General features: G+C 70.4%; 14 protein-coding genes. 5 read left to right on the top strand and 9 right to left on the bottom strand.

What is annotated here, in order from left to right; genetic code table 11:
* The first annotated feature begins 495 nt into the window (after window positions 1-495).
* From ytfQ to TSO352_RS10765, 5 genes are all read left to right on the top strand, one after another.
* On the top strand, window positions 496-1473 hold the full coding sequence (gene ytfQ / locus TSO352_RS10785; RefSeq protein WP_109107304.1) for a galactofuranose ABC transporter, galactofuranose-binding protein YtfQ: 978 nt from the start codon (window positions 496-498) through the stop codon (window positions 1471-1473).
* A gap of 88 nt (window positions 1474-1561) precedes the next feature.
* Complete coding sequence (gene ytfR / locus TSO352_RS10780; RefSeq protein WP_109107303.1) at window positions 1562-3124, top strand: galactofuranose ABC transporter, ATP-binding protein YtfR; 1563 nt, start codon at window positions 1562-1564, stop codon at window positions 3122-3124.
* On the top strand, window positions 3121-4179 hold the full coding sequence (locus tag TSO352_RS10775; protein ID WP_109107302.1) for an ABC transporter permease: 1059 nt from the start codon (window positions 3121-3123) through the stop codon (window positions 4177-4179). Before ytfR ends, TSO352_RS10775 begins: the two co-directional genes overlap by 4 nt.
* Window positions 4176-5153: a galactofuranose ABC transporter, permease protein YjfF gene (gene yjfF, locus TSO352_RS10770; RefSeq protein ID WP_109107301.1), complete on the top strand. Its 978-nt coding sequence runs from the start codon at window positions 4176-4178 to the stop codon at window positions 5151-5153. The genes TSO352_RS10775 and yjfF overlap by 4 nt, the downstream gene beginning before the upstream one ends.
* Complete coding sequence (locus tag TSO352_RS10765; RefSeq protein WP_109107300.1) at window positions 5153-6190, top strand: aldose epimerase family protein; 1038 nt, start codon at window positions 5153-5155, stop codon at window positions 6188-6190. Before yjfF ends, TSO352_RS10765 begins: the two co-directional genes overlap by 1 nt.
* A 60-nt stretch (window positions 6191-6250) precedes the next feature.
* Here the strand turns inward: TSO352_RS10765 and TSO352_RS10760 are convergent, their stop codons facing one another.
* The 9 genes from TSO352_RS10760 to TSO352_RS10710 all read right to left on the bottom strand — a co-directional run bounded on the left by TSO352_RS10760 (window position 6251) and on the right by TSO352_RS10710 (window position 15557).
* Window positions 6251-6547: a hypothetical protein gene (locus TSO352_RS10760; RefSeq protein WP_109107299.1), complete on the bottom strand. Its 297-nt coding sequence runs from the start codon at window positions 6545-6547 to the stop codon at window positions 6251-6253.
* Window positions 6548-6667: 120 nt separating this feature from the next.
* On the bottom strand, window positions 6668-7678 hold the full coding sequence (locus TSO352_RS10755) for an ABC transporter ATP-binding protein (protein ID WP_109107298.1): 1011 nt from the start codon (window positions 7676-7678) through the stop codon (window positions 6668-6670).
* The gene (locus TSO352_RS10750; RefSeq protein ID WP_109107297.1) at window positions 7675-8679 is read right to left on the bottom strand and encodes an ABC transporter ATP-binding protein; all 1005 of its coding nucleotides are present in this window, start codon (window positions 8677-8679) and stop codon (window positions 7675-7677) included. Before TSO352_RS10750 ends, TSO352_RS10755 begins: the two co-directional genes overlap by 4 nt.
* Before the next feature lie 20 nt (window positions 8680-8699).
* A complete protein-coding gene (locus TSO352_RS10745) occupies window positions 8700-9758 on the bottom strand; it encodes a D-TA family PLP-dependent enzyme (protein WP_109107296.1) in 1059 nt (352 codons plus the stop codon).
* An 80-nt stretch (window positions 9759-9838) separates the two neighbouring features.
* A complete protein-coding gene (locus tag TSO352_RS10740) occupies window positions 9839-10222 on the bottom strand; it encodes a RidA family protein (RefSeq protein ID WP_109107295.1) in 384 nt (127 codons plus the stop codon).
* Between the two features lie 25 nt (window positions 10223-10247).
* Window positions 10248-11855, bottom strand: coding sequence for a D-aminoacylase (locus TSO352_RS10735; protein WP_109107294.1), 1608 nt, complete (start codon window positions 11853-11855; stop codon window positions 10248-10250).
* Between the two features lies 1 nt (window position 11856).
* Window positions 11857-12765 (bottom strand): ABC transporter permease, encoded by a 909-nt coding sequence (locus tag TSO352_RS10730; RefSeq protein WP_109107293.1) that lies wholly within the window; start codon window positions 12763-12765, stop codon window positions 11857-11859.
* A 14-nt stretch (window positions 12766-12779) separates the two neighbouring features.
* A complete protein-coding gene (locus tag TSO352_RS10725) occupies window positions 12780-13721 on the bottom strand; it encodes an ABC transporter permease (protein WP_109107292.1) in 942 nt (313 codons plus the stop codon).
* A gap of 258 nt (window positions 13722-13979) precedes the next feature.
* Entirely contained in the window at window positions 13980-15557 is a 1578-nt protein-coding gene (locus TSO352_RS10710) for an ABC transporter substrate-binding protein (RefSeq protein WP_109107291.1), read from the bottom strand.
* Window positions 15558-15583: the final 26 nt, after the last annotated feature.

Genomic DNA, 15583 nt, shown 5'->3' with positions numbered 1-15583 from the left:
CGGCGCCAAGTACGTCGTCGCCCCCGGCTTCAGCATCGGGCCGGAGTACAACCACTTCAAGCTCAGCTCCGATGTCGCCGCCAACAGCGACAAGGGCGACATGTTCCTGGTCCAGACCAACCTGGCCTTCTGACCTTCGCGCCGCCGCGGTGTCCATCCCACCGTGGCGGCGCGTCCCGGCGCGCTCTCCCTCGGGTGCGTCGGCCTCGTGTCCTCTCCCGGCGCGAGGTCAACTGGCGGCCAGACGGTGTTCCGTCTGGCCGTTTCTTTCCGGGCCACCGCCCGGATATACCGATTTCCGTATCAGGCTGGCCGATAAACATATTGGACAGTTATGTTTTTGAGTACTTAAAGTAGGCATAACGGACAATTTGTGAGCCGGCTAATGCCGTGATGCTGTGCCGCAGCGGCCCGCTTTCCACATTCCGCAGCCTCATCCCCCCTCGCCCCATCCCTATCGTCCAAGAACACGACAAAACTCAGGGAGTGAAACGAATGTCCAGGAATTGGCTGACGTCCGCCGCCACCGCCGCCGCCGCCGTGACGGCCCTGCTCATCGGGCTGGGATCGGTCCAGGCCGCCGACGGCAAGCTGGTGGTCGGCTTCTCGCAGATCGGCTCCGAGTCCGGCTGGCGCGCCGCCGAGACCAAGACCGCCAAGGCCGAGGCCGACAAGCGCGGCATCGACCTGAAGATCTCCGACGCCCAGCAGAAGCAGGAGAACCAGATCAAGGCGGTGCGTTCCTTCGTCGCCCAGGGCGTCGACGCCATCTTCATCGCGCCGGTGGTGGCGACCGGCTGGGATTCGGTGCTGAAGGAGGCCAAGGAGGCGAAGATTCCGGTGGTTCTGCTCGACCGCCAGATCGACACCAAGGACCAGAGCCTCTACATGACGGCCGTCACCTCCGACACCGTGCATGAGGGCCGGGTGGCCGGCGAATGGCTGGCCAAGCAGACCGGCGGCAAATGCGCGGTGGTGGAACTGCAGGGCACCGTCGGCTCCTCCCCGGCGATCAACCGCAAGAAGGGCTTCGACGAGGTCGTCGCCAAGAATCCCGGCATGAAGATCATCCGCACCCAGTCCGGCGACTTCACCCGCGCCAAGGGCAAGGAGGTGATGGAGAGCTTCATCAAGGCCGAGGACGGCGGCAAGAAGATCTGCGCCGTCTATGCCCACAACGACGACATGGCGGTCGGTGCCATCCAGGCGATCAAGGAAGCCGGCCTGAAGCCGGGCAAGGACATCCTGGTCGTTTCGATCGACGGCGTTCCCGACATCTTCAAGGCGATGGCGGAGGGCGAGGCCAACGCGACGGTCGAGCTGACGCCCAACATGGCCGGCCCGGCCTATGACGCGCTGGTCGCCTTCAAGAAGGACGGCAAGGCGCCGCCGAAGTGGATCAAGACGGAGTCGGCGCTGTTCACCCCCGACACCGCCAAGGCCGAGTACGAGCGCCGCAAGGACGCCTACTGATCCGGCGCCGGGGCGGTTGCGGGACGGCGTTTCCGCAACCGCCCCGGCGTCTTGTCGTTTTTGTCGACGCGTGGCTGGCGAGGCTCCGATGACGCCGCACATTCCCGAACCGTCTTCGCCGCTGCTGGCGATCCGCGGCCTGTCCAAGGGCTTTCTCGGCGTCCAGGCGCTCGACGGGGTCGATTTCACGCTGCGCCATGGCGAGGTCCACGCGCTGCTCGGCGAGAACGGCGCCGGCAAGTCGACGCTGATCAAGACGCTGACCGGCGTCTACCAGCGCGACGCCGGCACCGTCACGCTGGAGGGGCGGGAGATCGCGCCGCGCGGCGTCGAGGAGGCGCAGCGCCTGCACATCGGCACCGTCTACCAGGAGGTCAACCTGCTGCCCAACCTGTCGGTGGCGGAGAACCTGTTCCTGGGCCGCCAGCCGATGCGCTTCGGGCTGGTCGACCGCGGGGCGATGCGGCGGCGGGCGCGGGCGCTGCTGTCCGGCTATGGGCTGTCGCTCGACGTCACCGCGCCGCTCGGCCGCTTCTCGGTGGCGACCCAGCAGATCGTCGCCATCGCCCGCGCCGTCGACATGTCGGCCAAGGTGCTGATCCTCGACGAGCCGACCGCCAGCCTCGACGCCCACGAGGTGTCGGTGCTGTTCGGCGTGCTGCGCGGGCTGAAGGCGCGCGGCATCGGCATCGTCTTCGTCACCCATTTCCTCGACCAGGTCTATGCGGTGTGCGACCGCATCACCGTGCTGCGCAACGGCCGGCTGGTCGGCGAACGGCGGACCGACGAGCTGCCCCGCCTCGACCTCGTCGCCATGATGCTGGGGCGGGAGCTGGAGGCGGTGGCGCACCGCATCGCCGCCGATGACGCTGCCGACAGCGACGCCCGCCCGCCGCTGGTCCGGTTCCGCGGCTTCGGCAAGGCGCGCAGCGTCGAGCCGTTCGACCTCGACATTCGCCCGGGCGAGGTGGTCGGGCTGGCCGGGCTGCTCGGCTCCGGCCGGACGGAGACGGCGCGGCTGGTCTTCGGCATGGACCGTGCCGACCGTGGCGAGGCGATGGTCGACGGGCGCCCGGCGCGGCTGCGTGGGCCGCGCGAGGCGATCCGGCTCGGCTTCGGCTTCTGCCCGGAGGACCGCAAGAAGGAGGGCATCGTCGGCGAGCTGTCGGTGCGCGAGAACATCATCCTGGCGCTCCAGGCGCGGCAGGGCTGGCTGAAGCCGATCCCGCGCCGCCGCCAGGAGGAGATCGCCGACCGCTTCATCCGCCTGCTCGACATCCGCACGCCCGACGCCGAGCGGCCGATCCAGCTTCTGTCGGGCGGCAACCAGCAGAAGGCGCTGCTCGCCCGCTGGCTGGCGACCGAGCCGCGCCTGCTGATCCTGGACGAGCCGACGCGCGGCATCGACGTCGGCGCCCACGCCGAGATCATTCGCCTGATCGAGCGGCTGTGCGCCGACGGCATGGCGCTGCTGGTCGTCTCGTCCGAGCTGGAGGAGATCGTCGCCTACAGCCGCCGCGTCGTGGTGCTGCGCGACCGCCGCCACGTCGCCGAACTGAGGGGAGGGGAGGTCACCGTGGACCGCATCGTGTCCGCCATTGCGTCGGAGCCGGCTTCGGCTCCGGCCGGATCCGGGGAGGCGCGGGCATGACGCTGTCGCTTCCCGGCCCGACCCCCGGCCTGCTGCGCAACCTGCCGCAATACGGCGCGCTGGTCGCGGTGCTGCTGGCCAACTGGCTGTTGTTCCCCGATTTCTTTTCCATCCGCCTGCAGGACGGCCGGCTGTTCGGCAGCCTGATCGACGTGCTGAACCGCGGCGCCCCGGTTGGGCTGCTCGCCATCGGCATGACCATGGTCATCGCCACCCGTGGCGTCGACCTGTCGGTCGGCGCGGTGATGGCGATCTCCGGCGCGGTGGCCGCCACCATGACCCAGGCGGGCTGGGGCCTGCCGGCGGTGCTGGCGGCCTCGCTCGGCGCCGGGCTGCTGTGCGGGCTGTGGAACGGGCTGCTGGTGGCGCTGCTGCGCATCCAGCCGATCATCGCCACGCTGATCCTGATGGTCGCCGGCCGCGGCATCGCCCAGCTGATCACCGAGGGGCAGATCGTCACCTTCGTCAGCCCCGGCCTGGCGTCGATCGGCAGCGGGTCGTTCCTGACCGTGCCGATGCCGGTGGTCATCACCATCGCCATGCTGGTGGTGACGGCGCTGCTGGTGCGGGCGACCGCGCTGGGGCTGATGATCGAGGCGGTCGGCATCAACCGGCTGTCCAGCGCTGGGGCCGGTGTCAACACGCCGGTGGTGCTGATCGCCGTCTATGTCTGGTGCGGCCTGTGCGCCGCGGTGGCGGGCGTCATCGTCACCGCCGACATCCGCGGCGCCGACGTCAACAACGCCGGCCTGTGGCTGGAGCTGGACGCCATCCTGGCGGTGGTGGTCGGCGGCACGTCGCTGCTCGGCGGGCGGTTCGGGTTGCTGCTGTCGGTGGTGGGGGCGGCGATCATCCAGGCGATGAACACCGGCATCCTGCTGAGCGGCTTCAAGCCGGAGTTCAACCTGATCGTCAAGGCGGCGGTGCTGCTGGTCGTGCTGCTGCTCCAGTCGCCGGCCCTGACGTTGTTTCTGCCCCGGCCCAAGGGTGCGCTCGCGGTCAAGCCGACCCTCCAGCCGCCGGGCAAGCGCGAGAGCGGGAGCGTCAAGCCATGATCCACCGTTTCCTTCCCCTGATCGTCACCATCGCCGTGCTGGTGGTCGGCTTCCTGCTGTGCGCCGCGCAGTTCCCCAACTTCGCCTCGCTGCGGGTGGTGGGCAACCTGCTGACCGACAACGCCTTTCTCGGCATCACCGCGATCGGCATGACCTTCGTCATCCTGTCGGGCGGCATCGACCTGTCGGTCGGGGCGGTGATCGGCTTCACCACCGTGCTGCTGGCGGTGCTGATCGAACAGGGCGGCTGGGATCCGGTGGCGGCCTTCGCGGTGGCGCTGCTGACCGCCGCCGGCTTCGGCGCGGTGATGGGCGCCATCATCCATGTCTTCCGCATGCCGCCCTTCATCGTCACGCTGGCCGGCATGTTCATCGCCCGCGGCACCGCCTTCGTCCTGACCACCGATTCGCTGCCGATCAACCACCCGCTCTACGGCGAGCTGAACGACGTCGCCTGGCGCTTCGACGCCGGCGGCAAGCTGAGCCTGCCGGCGATGGTCATGCTGGGCGTGCTGGTGCTGGCGATGGTGCTGGCGCACTGGACCCGCTTCGGCGCCAACCTCTACGCGCTGGGCGGCAACCGCCAGTCGGCGGAGCTGATGGGCGTGCCGGTGGCGCGGACCACGGTGGCGGTCTACACCCTGTCGGGCCTGCTGGCCGGGCTGGCCGGCATCGTCTTTTCGCTCTACACCGGCGCCGGCTATTCGCTGGCGGCGACCGGGGTGGAACTGGACACCATCACCGCGGTGGTGATCGGCGGCACCCAGCTGACCGGCGGCTACGGCTATGTGCTGGGGACCTTCGCCGGGGTGCTGATCCAGGGGCTGATCCAGACCTACATCACCTTCGACGGCACGCTGAGCAGCTGGTGGACCAAGATCGCCATCGGCGCCCTGCTGTTCATCTTCATCCTGCTGCAAAAGGGTCTGCTGGCGGCCTGGGCCGGCCGCGGCGGCGAACCGGCGGAGGCGTGATGCCCATCCAAACCTTTCGCTTCGACGAACTGGACGGCCGGCCGGTGGAGGGCTTCACGCTTGCCGCCGGCGGGTTGGAGGCGACGGTCGTCGCCCATGGCGCCCGGCTGGTCCGCTTCGTGATGCCCGACCGCGACGGCCGGCCGGCCGACATCGTGCTCGGCTTCGACCGGCTGGCCAAGTATCTGGCGAGCGATGCCTATTTCGGGGCGACCTGCGGGCGCTACGGCAACCGCATCGGCGGCGCGGCCTTCACGCTCGACGGCGTCCGCCACCGGCTGACCGCCAATGAGCCGCCCAACCAGTTGCACGGCGGCAGCGACGGCTTCGACCGCCGGATGTGGGACGCGACGGTGGACGAGGCGGAGAACGCCGTCACCTTCACCTTGCGCTCGCCCGACGGCGACCAGGGCTATCCCGGCGCGCTGGCGGCGAGCGTCCGCTACCAACTGACCGGGGACGGCGTGCTCGACATCCGAATGGCGGCGACCACCGACCGGGCGACCGTGGTCAATCTGGTCCATCACAGCTATTGGAACCTCGCCGGGCATGCGGCCGGCGATGTGCGCGGCCACCGGCTGGCGGTGCGCGGCGGCTTCATCACCCCGGTCGGCGCCGACCTGATCCCGACGGGGGAGGTGCGGCCGGTGAACGGCACCCCCTTCGACCTGCGCAACGGCCCGTTTCTGGGCGAGGCGCTGGACGCGGTGGGCGGCTTCGGCTTCGACCACAACTGGTGCCTGGACGGACCGGCGGGGGCGTTGCGCCCGGTGGCCTCGCTGGAGGACCCGGCGTCGGGCCGCCGTCTGGAGCTGTCCAGCGACCAGCCGGGCCTGCAGGTCTACACCGGCGGCTATCTCAGCGACCGGGTGATCGGCAAGGGCGACCGGCCCTATGGACCCTTCGCCGGGATCGCGCTGGAGACCCAGCGCTTCCCCGGCACGCCGAACATCGCCCATTTCCCGTCCGCCCGGCTCGACCCCGGGCAGCGGTATGAGCACCACATGCAACTGCGGTTCCGGACCGAGGGGCGCTGACGTCGGCTGGGCTTGCCGGCACTCCGGCCCGCTTTGGGGGCGGAGGCCGGAGCGCCCGGTTCAGGCCTTGTCCTTGCCCGATTTGCGGCCGGCGCCGCCGGTCTCGCTCGGCATCGGCATCATGCCGGAGCCGGTGGTGAGGCCATGCTGCGGGTCGTCGCCCGCCCGCGGCGTGTTGCCGGGGCTCATGCTGTCGACCGCCCGCCGGGTGCGGTCGGCCTCCTTGCGGGCGTCGTCCCGGTCGCCCGGCAGGTCCTTGGCCTGATCGATGGCGTGGGTCATCCGGTCGCTGTCGGACGATGCCTGATCCCGGCTGCCCCGGTTGTCGTCCTGTCCCTTCGGGTTCTGGCTGGTCATCGGCGCTCCTTCCGTCTGGTGTGAGCGCACCGCGGGATGTCCGCCCGCCGTGCCGCATCACCATCAACCGGAACGGACGCCCGGATTGCTCCGGGCAATGGGGGTAGCCGGTCGCGGCGCTCAGGCCGTGGGTGCCACGATGTCGTCGCGGATGCAGGAGACGGCGTGGCCGGGACCGAGCTCGCGCAACGCCCGGGCGCTCGGTTCGGCGCAGGCGGGCAGGGCGAAGGGGCAGCGGGTGCGGAAGACGCAGCCCGACGGCGGGTTCATCGGGCTGGGCACGTCGCCCTCCAGCAGCAGGCGCGCCTTGGGCGCGTCGGGGTCCGGGTCGGGGGCGGCCGACAGCAGCGCCATGGTGTAGGGGTGGCGCGGCCGTTCGTAGAGCGCGTCGCTCGGCGCGATCTCCATCAGGCGGCCGAGATACATCACCGCCACCCGGTCGCTGATGTAGCGGACGACGGCGAGGTCGTGGGCGATGAACAGCACCGCCAGCCCGAGTTCGCGTTGCAGGTCGCCCAGCAGATTGACCACCTGCGCCTGCACCGAGACGTCGAGCGCCGACACCGGCTCGTCGGCGACGATGAAGTCCGGCTCCACCGCCAGGGCGCGGGCGATGCCGATGCGCTGGCGCTGGCCGCCGGAGAATTCGTGCGGGAAGCGGTCCATGGCGTCGGCGGTCAGGCCGACCTTGTCCAACAGCGCGGCGATGCGGTCGCGGCGGTCGGCGCGGCTGCCGATGTTGTGGATCACCAGCGCCTCGCCGATGACGTCGCGCACCCGCTGGCGCGGGTCCAGGCTGGCGTAGGGATCCTGGAAGACGATCTGCATGCGCCGGCGGCGGGCGCGCATCTCCGCCGCGGCCAATCCGGTGATCTCCTGGCCGTCGAAGCGGATGGAGCCGCCGGTCGGCTCGATCAGCCGCAGGATGCTCCGCCCGGCGGTGGTCTTGCCCGACCCGGATTCGCCGACCAGCCCCAGCACCTCGCCGCGGTTCAGGTCGAACGACAAATCGTCGACCGCCTTGACCCAGCCGACCGGCCGTTGCAGCAGCCCGCCGCGCACGGGAAAGCGCTTTTCCAGGTTGCGGACCTGGAGCAGGGGCTGGTCGGAGGAAAGGGTTTGGGCGCTCATTGGACGTCTCTCCAGCGGCGGCAGCGGACGGCGTGGGTGGGGCCGATGGCTTCGAGCGCCGGTTCCCCGGCGGTGCAGGCCGGCTCGGCGAGCGGGCAGCGCGGGGCGAAGGTGCAGCCGGCCGGGCGGTTGACCGGGCTCGGCGCGTTGCCGGGGATGGCGGCCAGCCGGCCGCCGTCGCCGCGGCGCTGGCCCAGATGCGGCAGGCAGGCGAGCAGGCCGCGGGTGTAGGGATGCCGCGGCGTCTTCAGCAGGGAGCGGACGTCGCCCTCCTCGACCACGCGGCCGGCGTACATGACGACGACGCGCTGCGCCACCTCCGCCACCACGCCCAGATTGTGGGTGATGAACAGGATGGAGGTCCCGGTCTCCTCCTGAAGGCGGCGCATCAGGTCGAGGATCTGGGCCTGGATGGTGACGTCCAGCGCGGTGGTCGGCTCGTCGGCGATCAGCAGGGTCGGCCGGCAGGCCAGCGCCATGGCGATCATCACGCGCTGGCGCATGCCGCCCGACATCTGGTGCGGGAACTCGTCCAACCGCCGCTCCGCCGCCGGGATGCCGACCTTCTTCAGCATGGCGAGCGCCTCGGCCCGCGCTTCTTTCCGGTTGAGGCCCTGGTGGTAGCGCAGCGACTCGCCGATCTGGTCGCCGACGCTGTAGACCGGGTTCAGCGAGGTCATCGGCTCCTGGAAGATCATGCCGATCTCGTTGCCGCGGATGCCGCGCATGGCGCGCTCGCTGACGCGGGCGAGGTCGCGCACCTGCCCGTCGCGGCCGCGGAACAGGATCTCGCCGCCGGCGATGAGGCCGGGCGGCGAGGGGATCAGCCGCATCATCGACAGGCTGGTCACCGACTTGCCGCTGCCGGATTCACCGACGACGGCCAGCGTCTCGTTGCGGCGGACCGTGAAGGAGACGCCGTCGACCGCCTTCGCCACGCCGGGATCGGCGGTGAAGTGGGTTTGCAGGTTGCGGATGTCGAGCGTGATGTCGGCGTCCATGGACGACTCCGGGGTTCAGGTCAGCGCGTGCAGCCGCGCGCCGCGACCGGCCATTCGCCGATCACGTCACCGTTGCGGCTGACCGCCATGCGGTCGTGCAGGTTGCTGACCACGCAGACATGGTTGGGCAGGATGCGGACGCGGTCGCCGATCTCCGGCTTGGCAGCGCTGTTGCTCAGGTCGACCACCGCGTGCTCCTCGTTGACGCGGACGATCACCGCGTCGGGGTAATCGAGGATCAGGCCGTAGCCCTCGCCGACCGACGGGGCGACGCGGTCGCTCGACAGCGTCTTGCTGCCGCAGTCGAGCACGGCGCGGTCGGGCGTCGGGCGGCTGACGACGGTGGCCAGCACATGCACCGCGCACTCGTCCAGCGTCGCCACCCCGGCGCCGACGGTGGCGCGGTCGTGGTAGATGTAGGTGCCGACGCGCAGCTCGGTCACGCCGGGCAGCTCGTGGGTGTCCCAGCAGCCGGGGGTGCCGCCGACCGACACGGTGTCGACCGGGATGCCGGCGCCGTCGAGCAGGGCGCGCGCCTCGGCGACGAAGGGCACGGTGCGGGGGCCGCGCGGGTAGGTCATCAGGCCGCGGAAGCGGGTCAGGCCGTTGCCGTTGGCGCGGCGCGCCAGCTCCAGCGCCTCGCCCGGGGTCTGCACGCCGCAGCGGCCGTCGCCGCTGTCGAACTCGACCAGGATGCCGATCTCCACCCCGGCCTCGGCCGCCGCGGCGGCGACGGTGTCGAGCGCCACCGGGTTGTCGAGCGCCACCGACAGCCGGGTCTTGCGCGCCAGCTCGGCCAGCGGGCCGATCTTGGTCGGGCCGACGATGGGGTAGGTCAGCAGGATGTCGGCGCAGCCGGCCTCCGCCATCACCAGCGCCTCGCCGATCTTCTGGCAGGTGATGCCGACGGCGCCCAGCTCGATCTGGCGGCGGGCGAATTCGGGGAGCTTGTGGGTCTTGATGTGCGGGCGCAGCGCCAGCCCGTGCCGGTCGCAGTAGGCCTGCATCTTGGCGAGGTTGTGCTCGACCCGGTCGAGGTCGATGACGGGGACGGGGGTGTCGAGATCGTCGACGCGCATGGGACCGCTCCGGAACGCAGATTTGGGAAAGGGGCCGATCCCGGCGGCGACGCCATGGGACCGGCCGTACGCATTGGATGTTACGCCGCCGGCAGGACGGCGATGCAGTCGATTTCGATCTGGATGTTGTTCAACTGGCAGCCGATGGTGGTGCGCGCCGGCGGCTGGTCGGGGAAGAACTCCGAATAGAGCGCGTTGTATTCCTGGAAGCGACCGAGGTCGGCGAGGTAGCTGTTGACCTTCACCACATGGGCGAGGTCGGTGCCGGCCGCCTTCAGGATGATCTCCAGGTTGCGCAGGGTCTGGCGCACCTCACCGGCGAAATCCTCGGGCAGGGCGCCGGTCTCCGGATGGTGCGGACCCTGGCCGGAGACATAGACGAAGCCGTTCGCGACGATCGCGTGGCTGTACTGGCCGGCGGGCTTCGCACCCTTTTCGGCGAAGATCGGCTTGCGGTTGGTCATGAGTCCTCACAGCTTTCTGGGAAAGTCAGGCGCGCGCCAGCGTTCGGCCGGGGCGGGCGCCGGTGTGCCCGCCGTCGCGCAGCACGAAGGCCCCGGCGACGAGCACGTCGGTGATGCCGTGCGGCGGCCGCGTCGGATCCTGGAAGGTCGCGCGGTCGGCCACGTCGGCGGTGAACAGGGTCAGGTCGGCCACCATGCCCGGCCGGATCAGGCCGCGGTCGCTGAGGCCGAAGCGTTGCGCCGGGACGGCGGTCATGTGGCGCACGGCATCCTCCAACCCCAGCTTGCCCTCGCCGGTGATGGCGCGGGCGAGATAGCGCGGGAAGCTGCCGAAGGCGCGGGGGTGCGGCTTGCCGGTCTCGCGCGGCAGGCCATCGGAGCCCAGCATGTGCAGCGGGTGCGACAGCGCGGTTTCCAGATCGGCTTCGGCCAACTGGAACATGACGATGTTGGTCCGGCCGCGATCGAGGGCGATCAGCCGGACCAGTGTATCGAAGGGCTGTTCCAGCCGCGTCGCCGCGATTTCCGCCAGCGACAGCCCTTCCAGGGGGCGCAGATCGTTCGCCGAAACGCCGCCGATGCGGACATTCTCCCAGCCGATCAGGCGGATCTTGGATTCCCAGCCGGGATCGGCCGGGGCCTCGCCCTCCTCCACCGCGCGGCGCAGGGTGGCCAGCCCGTCCGGGTCGGCGAGGCGGGCCAGCAGGGCGTCCACCCCGCCGGCCAGCGCCGACGGCGGCAGCAGTTGCAGGATGGTGCTGGAGCCGGCCGGGTAGGGGTACATGTCGAAGCTGACGTCGGTGCCCCCCCTACGCGCGATCTCCAGCCGCTCCACCGCCCGCGGCAGGCTGCCCCAATAGGGCCGTCCGGCCGCCTGCAGGTGGGAGAGCAGGCCGCTCGCCCCGCCGGCCTTCAGCAGGTCGAGGAACTCGTCGACCGAGGCGATCAGCCCGCCTTCGTAGGAGCGGACATGGGCGGTCAGCAGCGCGCCATGCTCCGCCACCACCTCGGCCAGCCGGACCAGCTCGGCGCGGTCGGCCCAGGCGCTGGGCGGGTAGACGAGGCCGAGCGACAGGCCGTGCGCGCCCTGGCGCAGCTGGTCGGCCAGCAACGCTGCCATCGCCTCGCGCTCGTCGGCGGTGGCGGCGCGGTTCTGCCAGCCCATCACGGCGAGGCGGAGCGCGGCGTGCCCGACCAGCGAGACGAGGTTGATGGCGGTGCCGCGCCCGTCGAGCGCGAAGCGGTAGGACGTGAAGTCGGCGAAGGTTTCCCGATCCGCCACGCTGCCCAGCAGGTTGCCGAAATGCTCGCGCAGCGGGCCGGCGCTGGCCGGGCTCTGCGGGTAGAGCCCGAAGGAGCAGTTGCCGACCACCACGGTGGTGACGCCCTGCGCCACCTTCTCCGGCCGGCCGGGCTGGCGCAGCTGGATCAGGTCGTCGTGGCAATGGGCGTCGATGAAGCCGGGGGCGAGGAAGCGGCCGGCGGCCTCCAGCGGTTTGGCGTCCGACGCGTCGAGCGCCGGGCCGACGGCGGCGATGCGGCCACGCTCCACCAGCACGTCGCCGGGGAACCAGGGGGCGCCGGTGCCGTCGAGGATGCAGGCGTTGCGAATGAGGATGGGGGAGGTGTTCATCTCACTTCGCCTTCTGGAGCCGGGGGTCGAGCGCGTCGCGCAGCCCGTCGCCGACGATCTGCAGCGACAGCACGGTCGCCACGATGGCGCCGCCGGGAAACAGGATCAGCCAGTCGGCCTGCTGGAAATACTGCTGGGCGCCGGCGATCATGTTGCCCCAGGTCGGCGTGGTCGGCGGCACACCGACGCCGAGGAAGGACAAGGCCGCCTCGGTCAGGATGGCGTAGGCGAAGATGAAGGTGGCCTGCACCAGGATCGGCGACATCAGGTTGGGCAGGATGTGCAGGAAGACGATGCGCGGCGTGGTGGCGCCCAGCGCCGTCGCCGCCTCGACGAACGGCATCTCGCGCACCACCAGGCAGGCGGCGCGGACGACGCGGGCGACGCGCGGGGTGTAGACGATGCCGAGCGCCAGCACGACGTTGTAGAGCGACGGTCCCAGCGCCGCCATGAAGGCGATGGCGAGCAGGATGTCGGGGAAGGCCATCAGCGCGTCGGTCAGCCGCATCAGCGCGCCGTCCAGCGGCCGGACATAGCCGGCGGCCAAGCCGAGCAGCGTGCCCAGCACGGTGGCGACCACCACCACCAGCAGCCCGACCAGCAGCGACAGCCGGGCGCCCAGCATCACGCGGGACAGCACGTCGCGCCCGAACTCGTCGGTGCCGAACCAATGGGCGGCCGACGGCGGCTTCATCCGGCCGAGGATGTCCATCTTCATCGGGTTGAACGGCGAGATCCACGGCGCCAGCAGCGCCACCGCCAGGATCGCCACCATCACCGCGAAGGCCAGCACCACCAGCCGGCGGCGGAAGAGCTGGCGCATCAGCAGGGCGAAGGGCGACCGGCTGCGGTGCGGCGTGGGCGCGGTGGCGAGGGGGACGCTGCCGGGGGTGGCGGGAACGCTGGCCATCGGGTCCTCCCTTCTCAATAGCGGACGCGGGGATCGACCACGGCGTAGAGCAGGTCGACCGTCAGGTTGATCAGGACATAGATGGCGGAGACGACCAGCAGGGCGCCCTGGATCACCGGATAGTCGCGGCGCAGCACGGCCGAGACGATCAGGTTGCCGACGCCGGGCAGGCCGAACACCGTCTCGGTCACGATGGCGCCGGCGATCATCACCGCGGTGGTCAGGCCGATCACCGTCAGGATCGGGATCATCGCGTTGCGCAGCGCGTGCTTCAGCACCACCACCAGCGGCGGCAGTCCCTTGGCCCGCGCGGTGCGGACGTAGTCGTGGCTCAGCACGTCGAGCATGCTGGTGCGGGTGAAGCGCAGGATCAGCGCCGAATTGGGGATGCCCAGCGCGATCGCCGGCAGCAAGAGGTGGCGCAGCCGCTCGCCGAGCGACGCGTCGGGCGGGCCGTAGCCGGCGACCGGGAACCAGCTGTGGTCGACCGCCAGATACTTGATCAGCGTCAGCCCGATCCAGAAGCTGGGCACGCTGGCCGCCAGCATGGCGAGGCCGAGCGCGGTCTGGTCGATCAGCCGGCCGCGCTTGGCCGCCGACAGGATGCCGATCGGCACGCCGATCAGCATGGCGATCCCCACCGACATGGCGGTCAGCAGCGCCGTCAACTCCGACCGCTCGGCCAGCGCCTGGGTGACCGGGCGGTTGAGGAAGATCGACTCGCCGAGGTCGAAGCGCAGGATCTGCCCGAGATAGAGCAGGAACTGGGTCAGCAGCGGCTCGTCGAGGCCGAGCCGGCCGCGTAGCGCCGCGACGTCCGCCGGGGTGGCGGAGGAGCCCAGCATCACGGCGGCGGGGTCGCCCGGCACGACGCGGGCGATCACGAAGACCACCATGGCGACGAGCAGCATGACGATCATCATGCCGGCGAACCGGCGCACGATGTAGACGAGCATGGATGCGGTCCCGGACCGATGGGGAAATAAAGCCCTCTCCCGTCCCGGGAGAGGGAGGGGACCCACGAAGTGGGGAGGGTGAGGGGCAGGGCAAGAAACCAGAACCGCATGGTTCCTTGCTTTACCCCTCACCCTTCCCATGCTTCGCATGGGCCCCTTCCCTCTCCCGGGGCTCTCAGCGGATCTTCGATCCGCCTGACGCCGTCAGCACAAACGAAGTTTGTGCGAGAGGCGGGAGAGGGAGTCTTCAGACGCCCCTCAGCTCTTCAGGCTGGTGTTCCAGAAGAACGGCCAGGGCGTCGGGGTGTAGCCGGTCAGTTTGTCGCTGGCGGCGGCGAGGTTGTAGAACTCGCCGACCTTGACGCTGGGCACCTCGCTGTAGAACAGCGTCTGCAACGCCACCCATTTCGTCTTGCGCGCCGCCGGGTCCATCTCGCGGTTGAAGGCGGCCAGCGCCTCGCGCTTGGCCGGGCTGTCCCACCAGCCGGGGTAGCTGGGGTTCAGCACGGTGATCAGCGACGGTTCCGGCACGAAGGTGTGGTAGGTGAAGAAGGCGTCCCATGCCTTCTCGTCGCCGCGGCGCTGCAGCAGCGTCGCCCAATCCAGCACCTGGAGGTCGACCTTGAAGCCGGCGAGTTCGAGCTGGGCCTGGGCGACCATGCTCATCTTGTAGAGGAACTCGTACTGGACCGAGGTCATGATGCGGATCGGCTCGCCCTTGTAGCCGGCGGCCTTCAGCAGCTCGGCGGCCTTGCCGGGGGCGTGGTCGGCGTAGGGCTTGGCGCTTGCCGCGTCGTAATAGGGTGTGCCGGGGGCGTAGATCGACCCCTCCGCCGCGACGAAGGCGGGGTCGCCGAGACCGGCCAGCAGCATGTCGCCCGGGTCGAGCGCCGCCAGCACCGCCTGGCGCAGCTTCGGGTTCGCCATCACGCCGGTCTTGGTGTTCATGATCATCAGCGGGAAGCCGAAGGGCTTGACGATCACGGGCTTGACACCGGCGGCGTCCTTGATGCGCGGCAGGGTTTCCGCCGGCAGGCTGTCGGCGAACTGGTACTGGCCGGCCAGCACGCCGGACACCCGGGTGGCGGCGTTCGGCACCGGGACGAAGCGCACCTCGCCGATGGTGGCCTTGCGGCTGCCGGCATAGCCGCTGGGCGCGCCGGCGGGCGAGGCGTAGCCGTCGTGGCGCACCAGCCGGATGTATTGGTCGGGCTTGTGCTCCAGCAGCTTGTAGGGGCCGGTGCCGATCAGCGACTTCAGGGCGCCCGGCCCGTCGATCACCGACTTCGGCACGATGGCGGCGGCGCCGTTGTTCATCGCCAGCAGGGCGGTCAGCGGCGCGAACGGCTCCTTCAGCGCGACGACGACGCTGTCGGCACCCTTGGCGGCGATGCTCTCGACCAGCGGGGCGACGGTCTTTCCGCGCGGCGACGCCTTGGTCCAATGGTCGAGCGAGGCGACCACGTCGTCGACCGTGACGGTGCTGCCGTCGTGGAAGGTGACGCCGCCGCGCAGCGGGATCGTGTAGGTCTTGCCGTCCGCCGACACCTGCGGCAGGGCGGACGCCACCAGCGGCGCCAGCTTCCAGTCGCCGTCGAAGGTGAACAGCGTCTCGAACATGTGCTGGGTGATGATGCTGACCAGATCGGACGTGGTGCCGACCGGGTCCAGCGTCGGCGGCTCGCCGATGGTGGCGACCGTCACGACCGAGGCGGCGGTGCCGGATTGAGCCCGCGCGGGCGTCGTCCAGGCCCCGAGGATGCTGGTGGAAAGCCCGCCGGTGGCGATGGTGGTGCCGAGGGCGGTGTTGAACAGGCGGCGTGAGAATCGTGTCATGTGAACCTCCCGGACCGTTTGTCCGA

Origin of the sequence: Azospirillum sp. TSO35-2 (assembly GCF_003116095.1) — a bacterium.
GTDB lineage: Bacteria > Pseudomonadota > Alphaproteobacteria > Azospirillales > Azospirillaceae > Azospirillum.
This window is presented reverse-complemented; position numbering and strand designations above follow the sequence as displayed.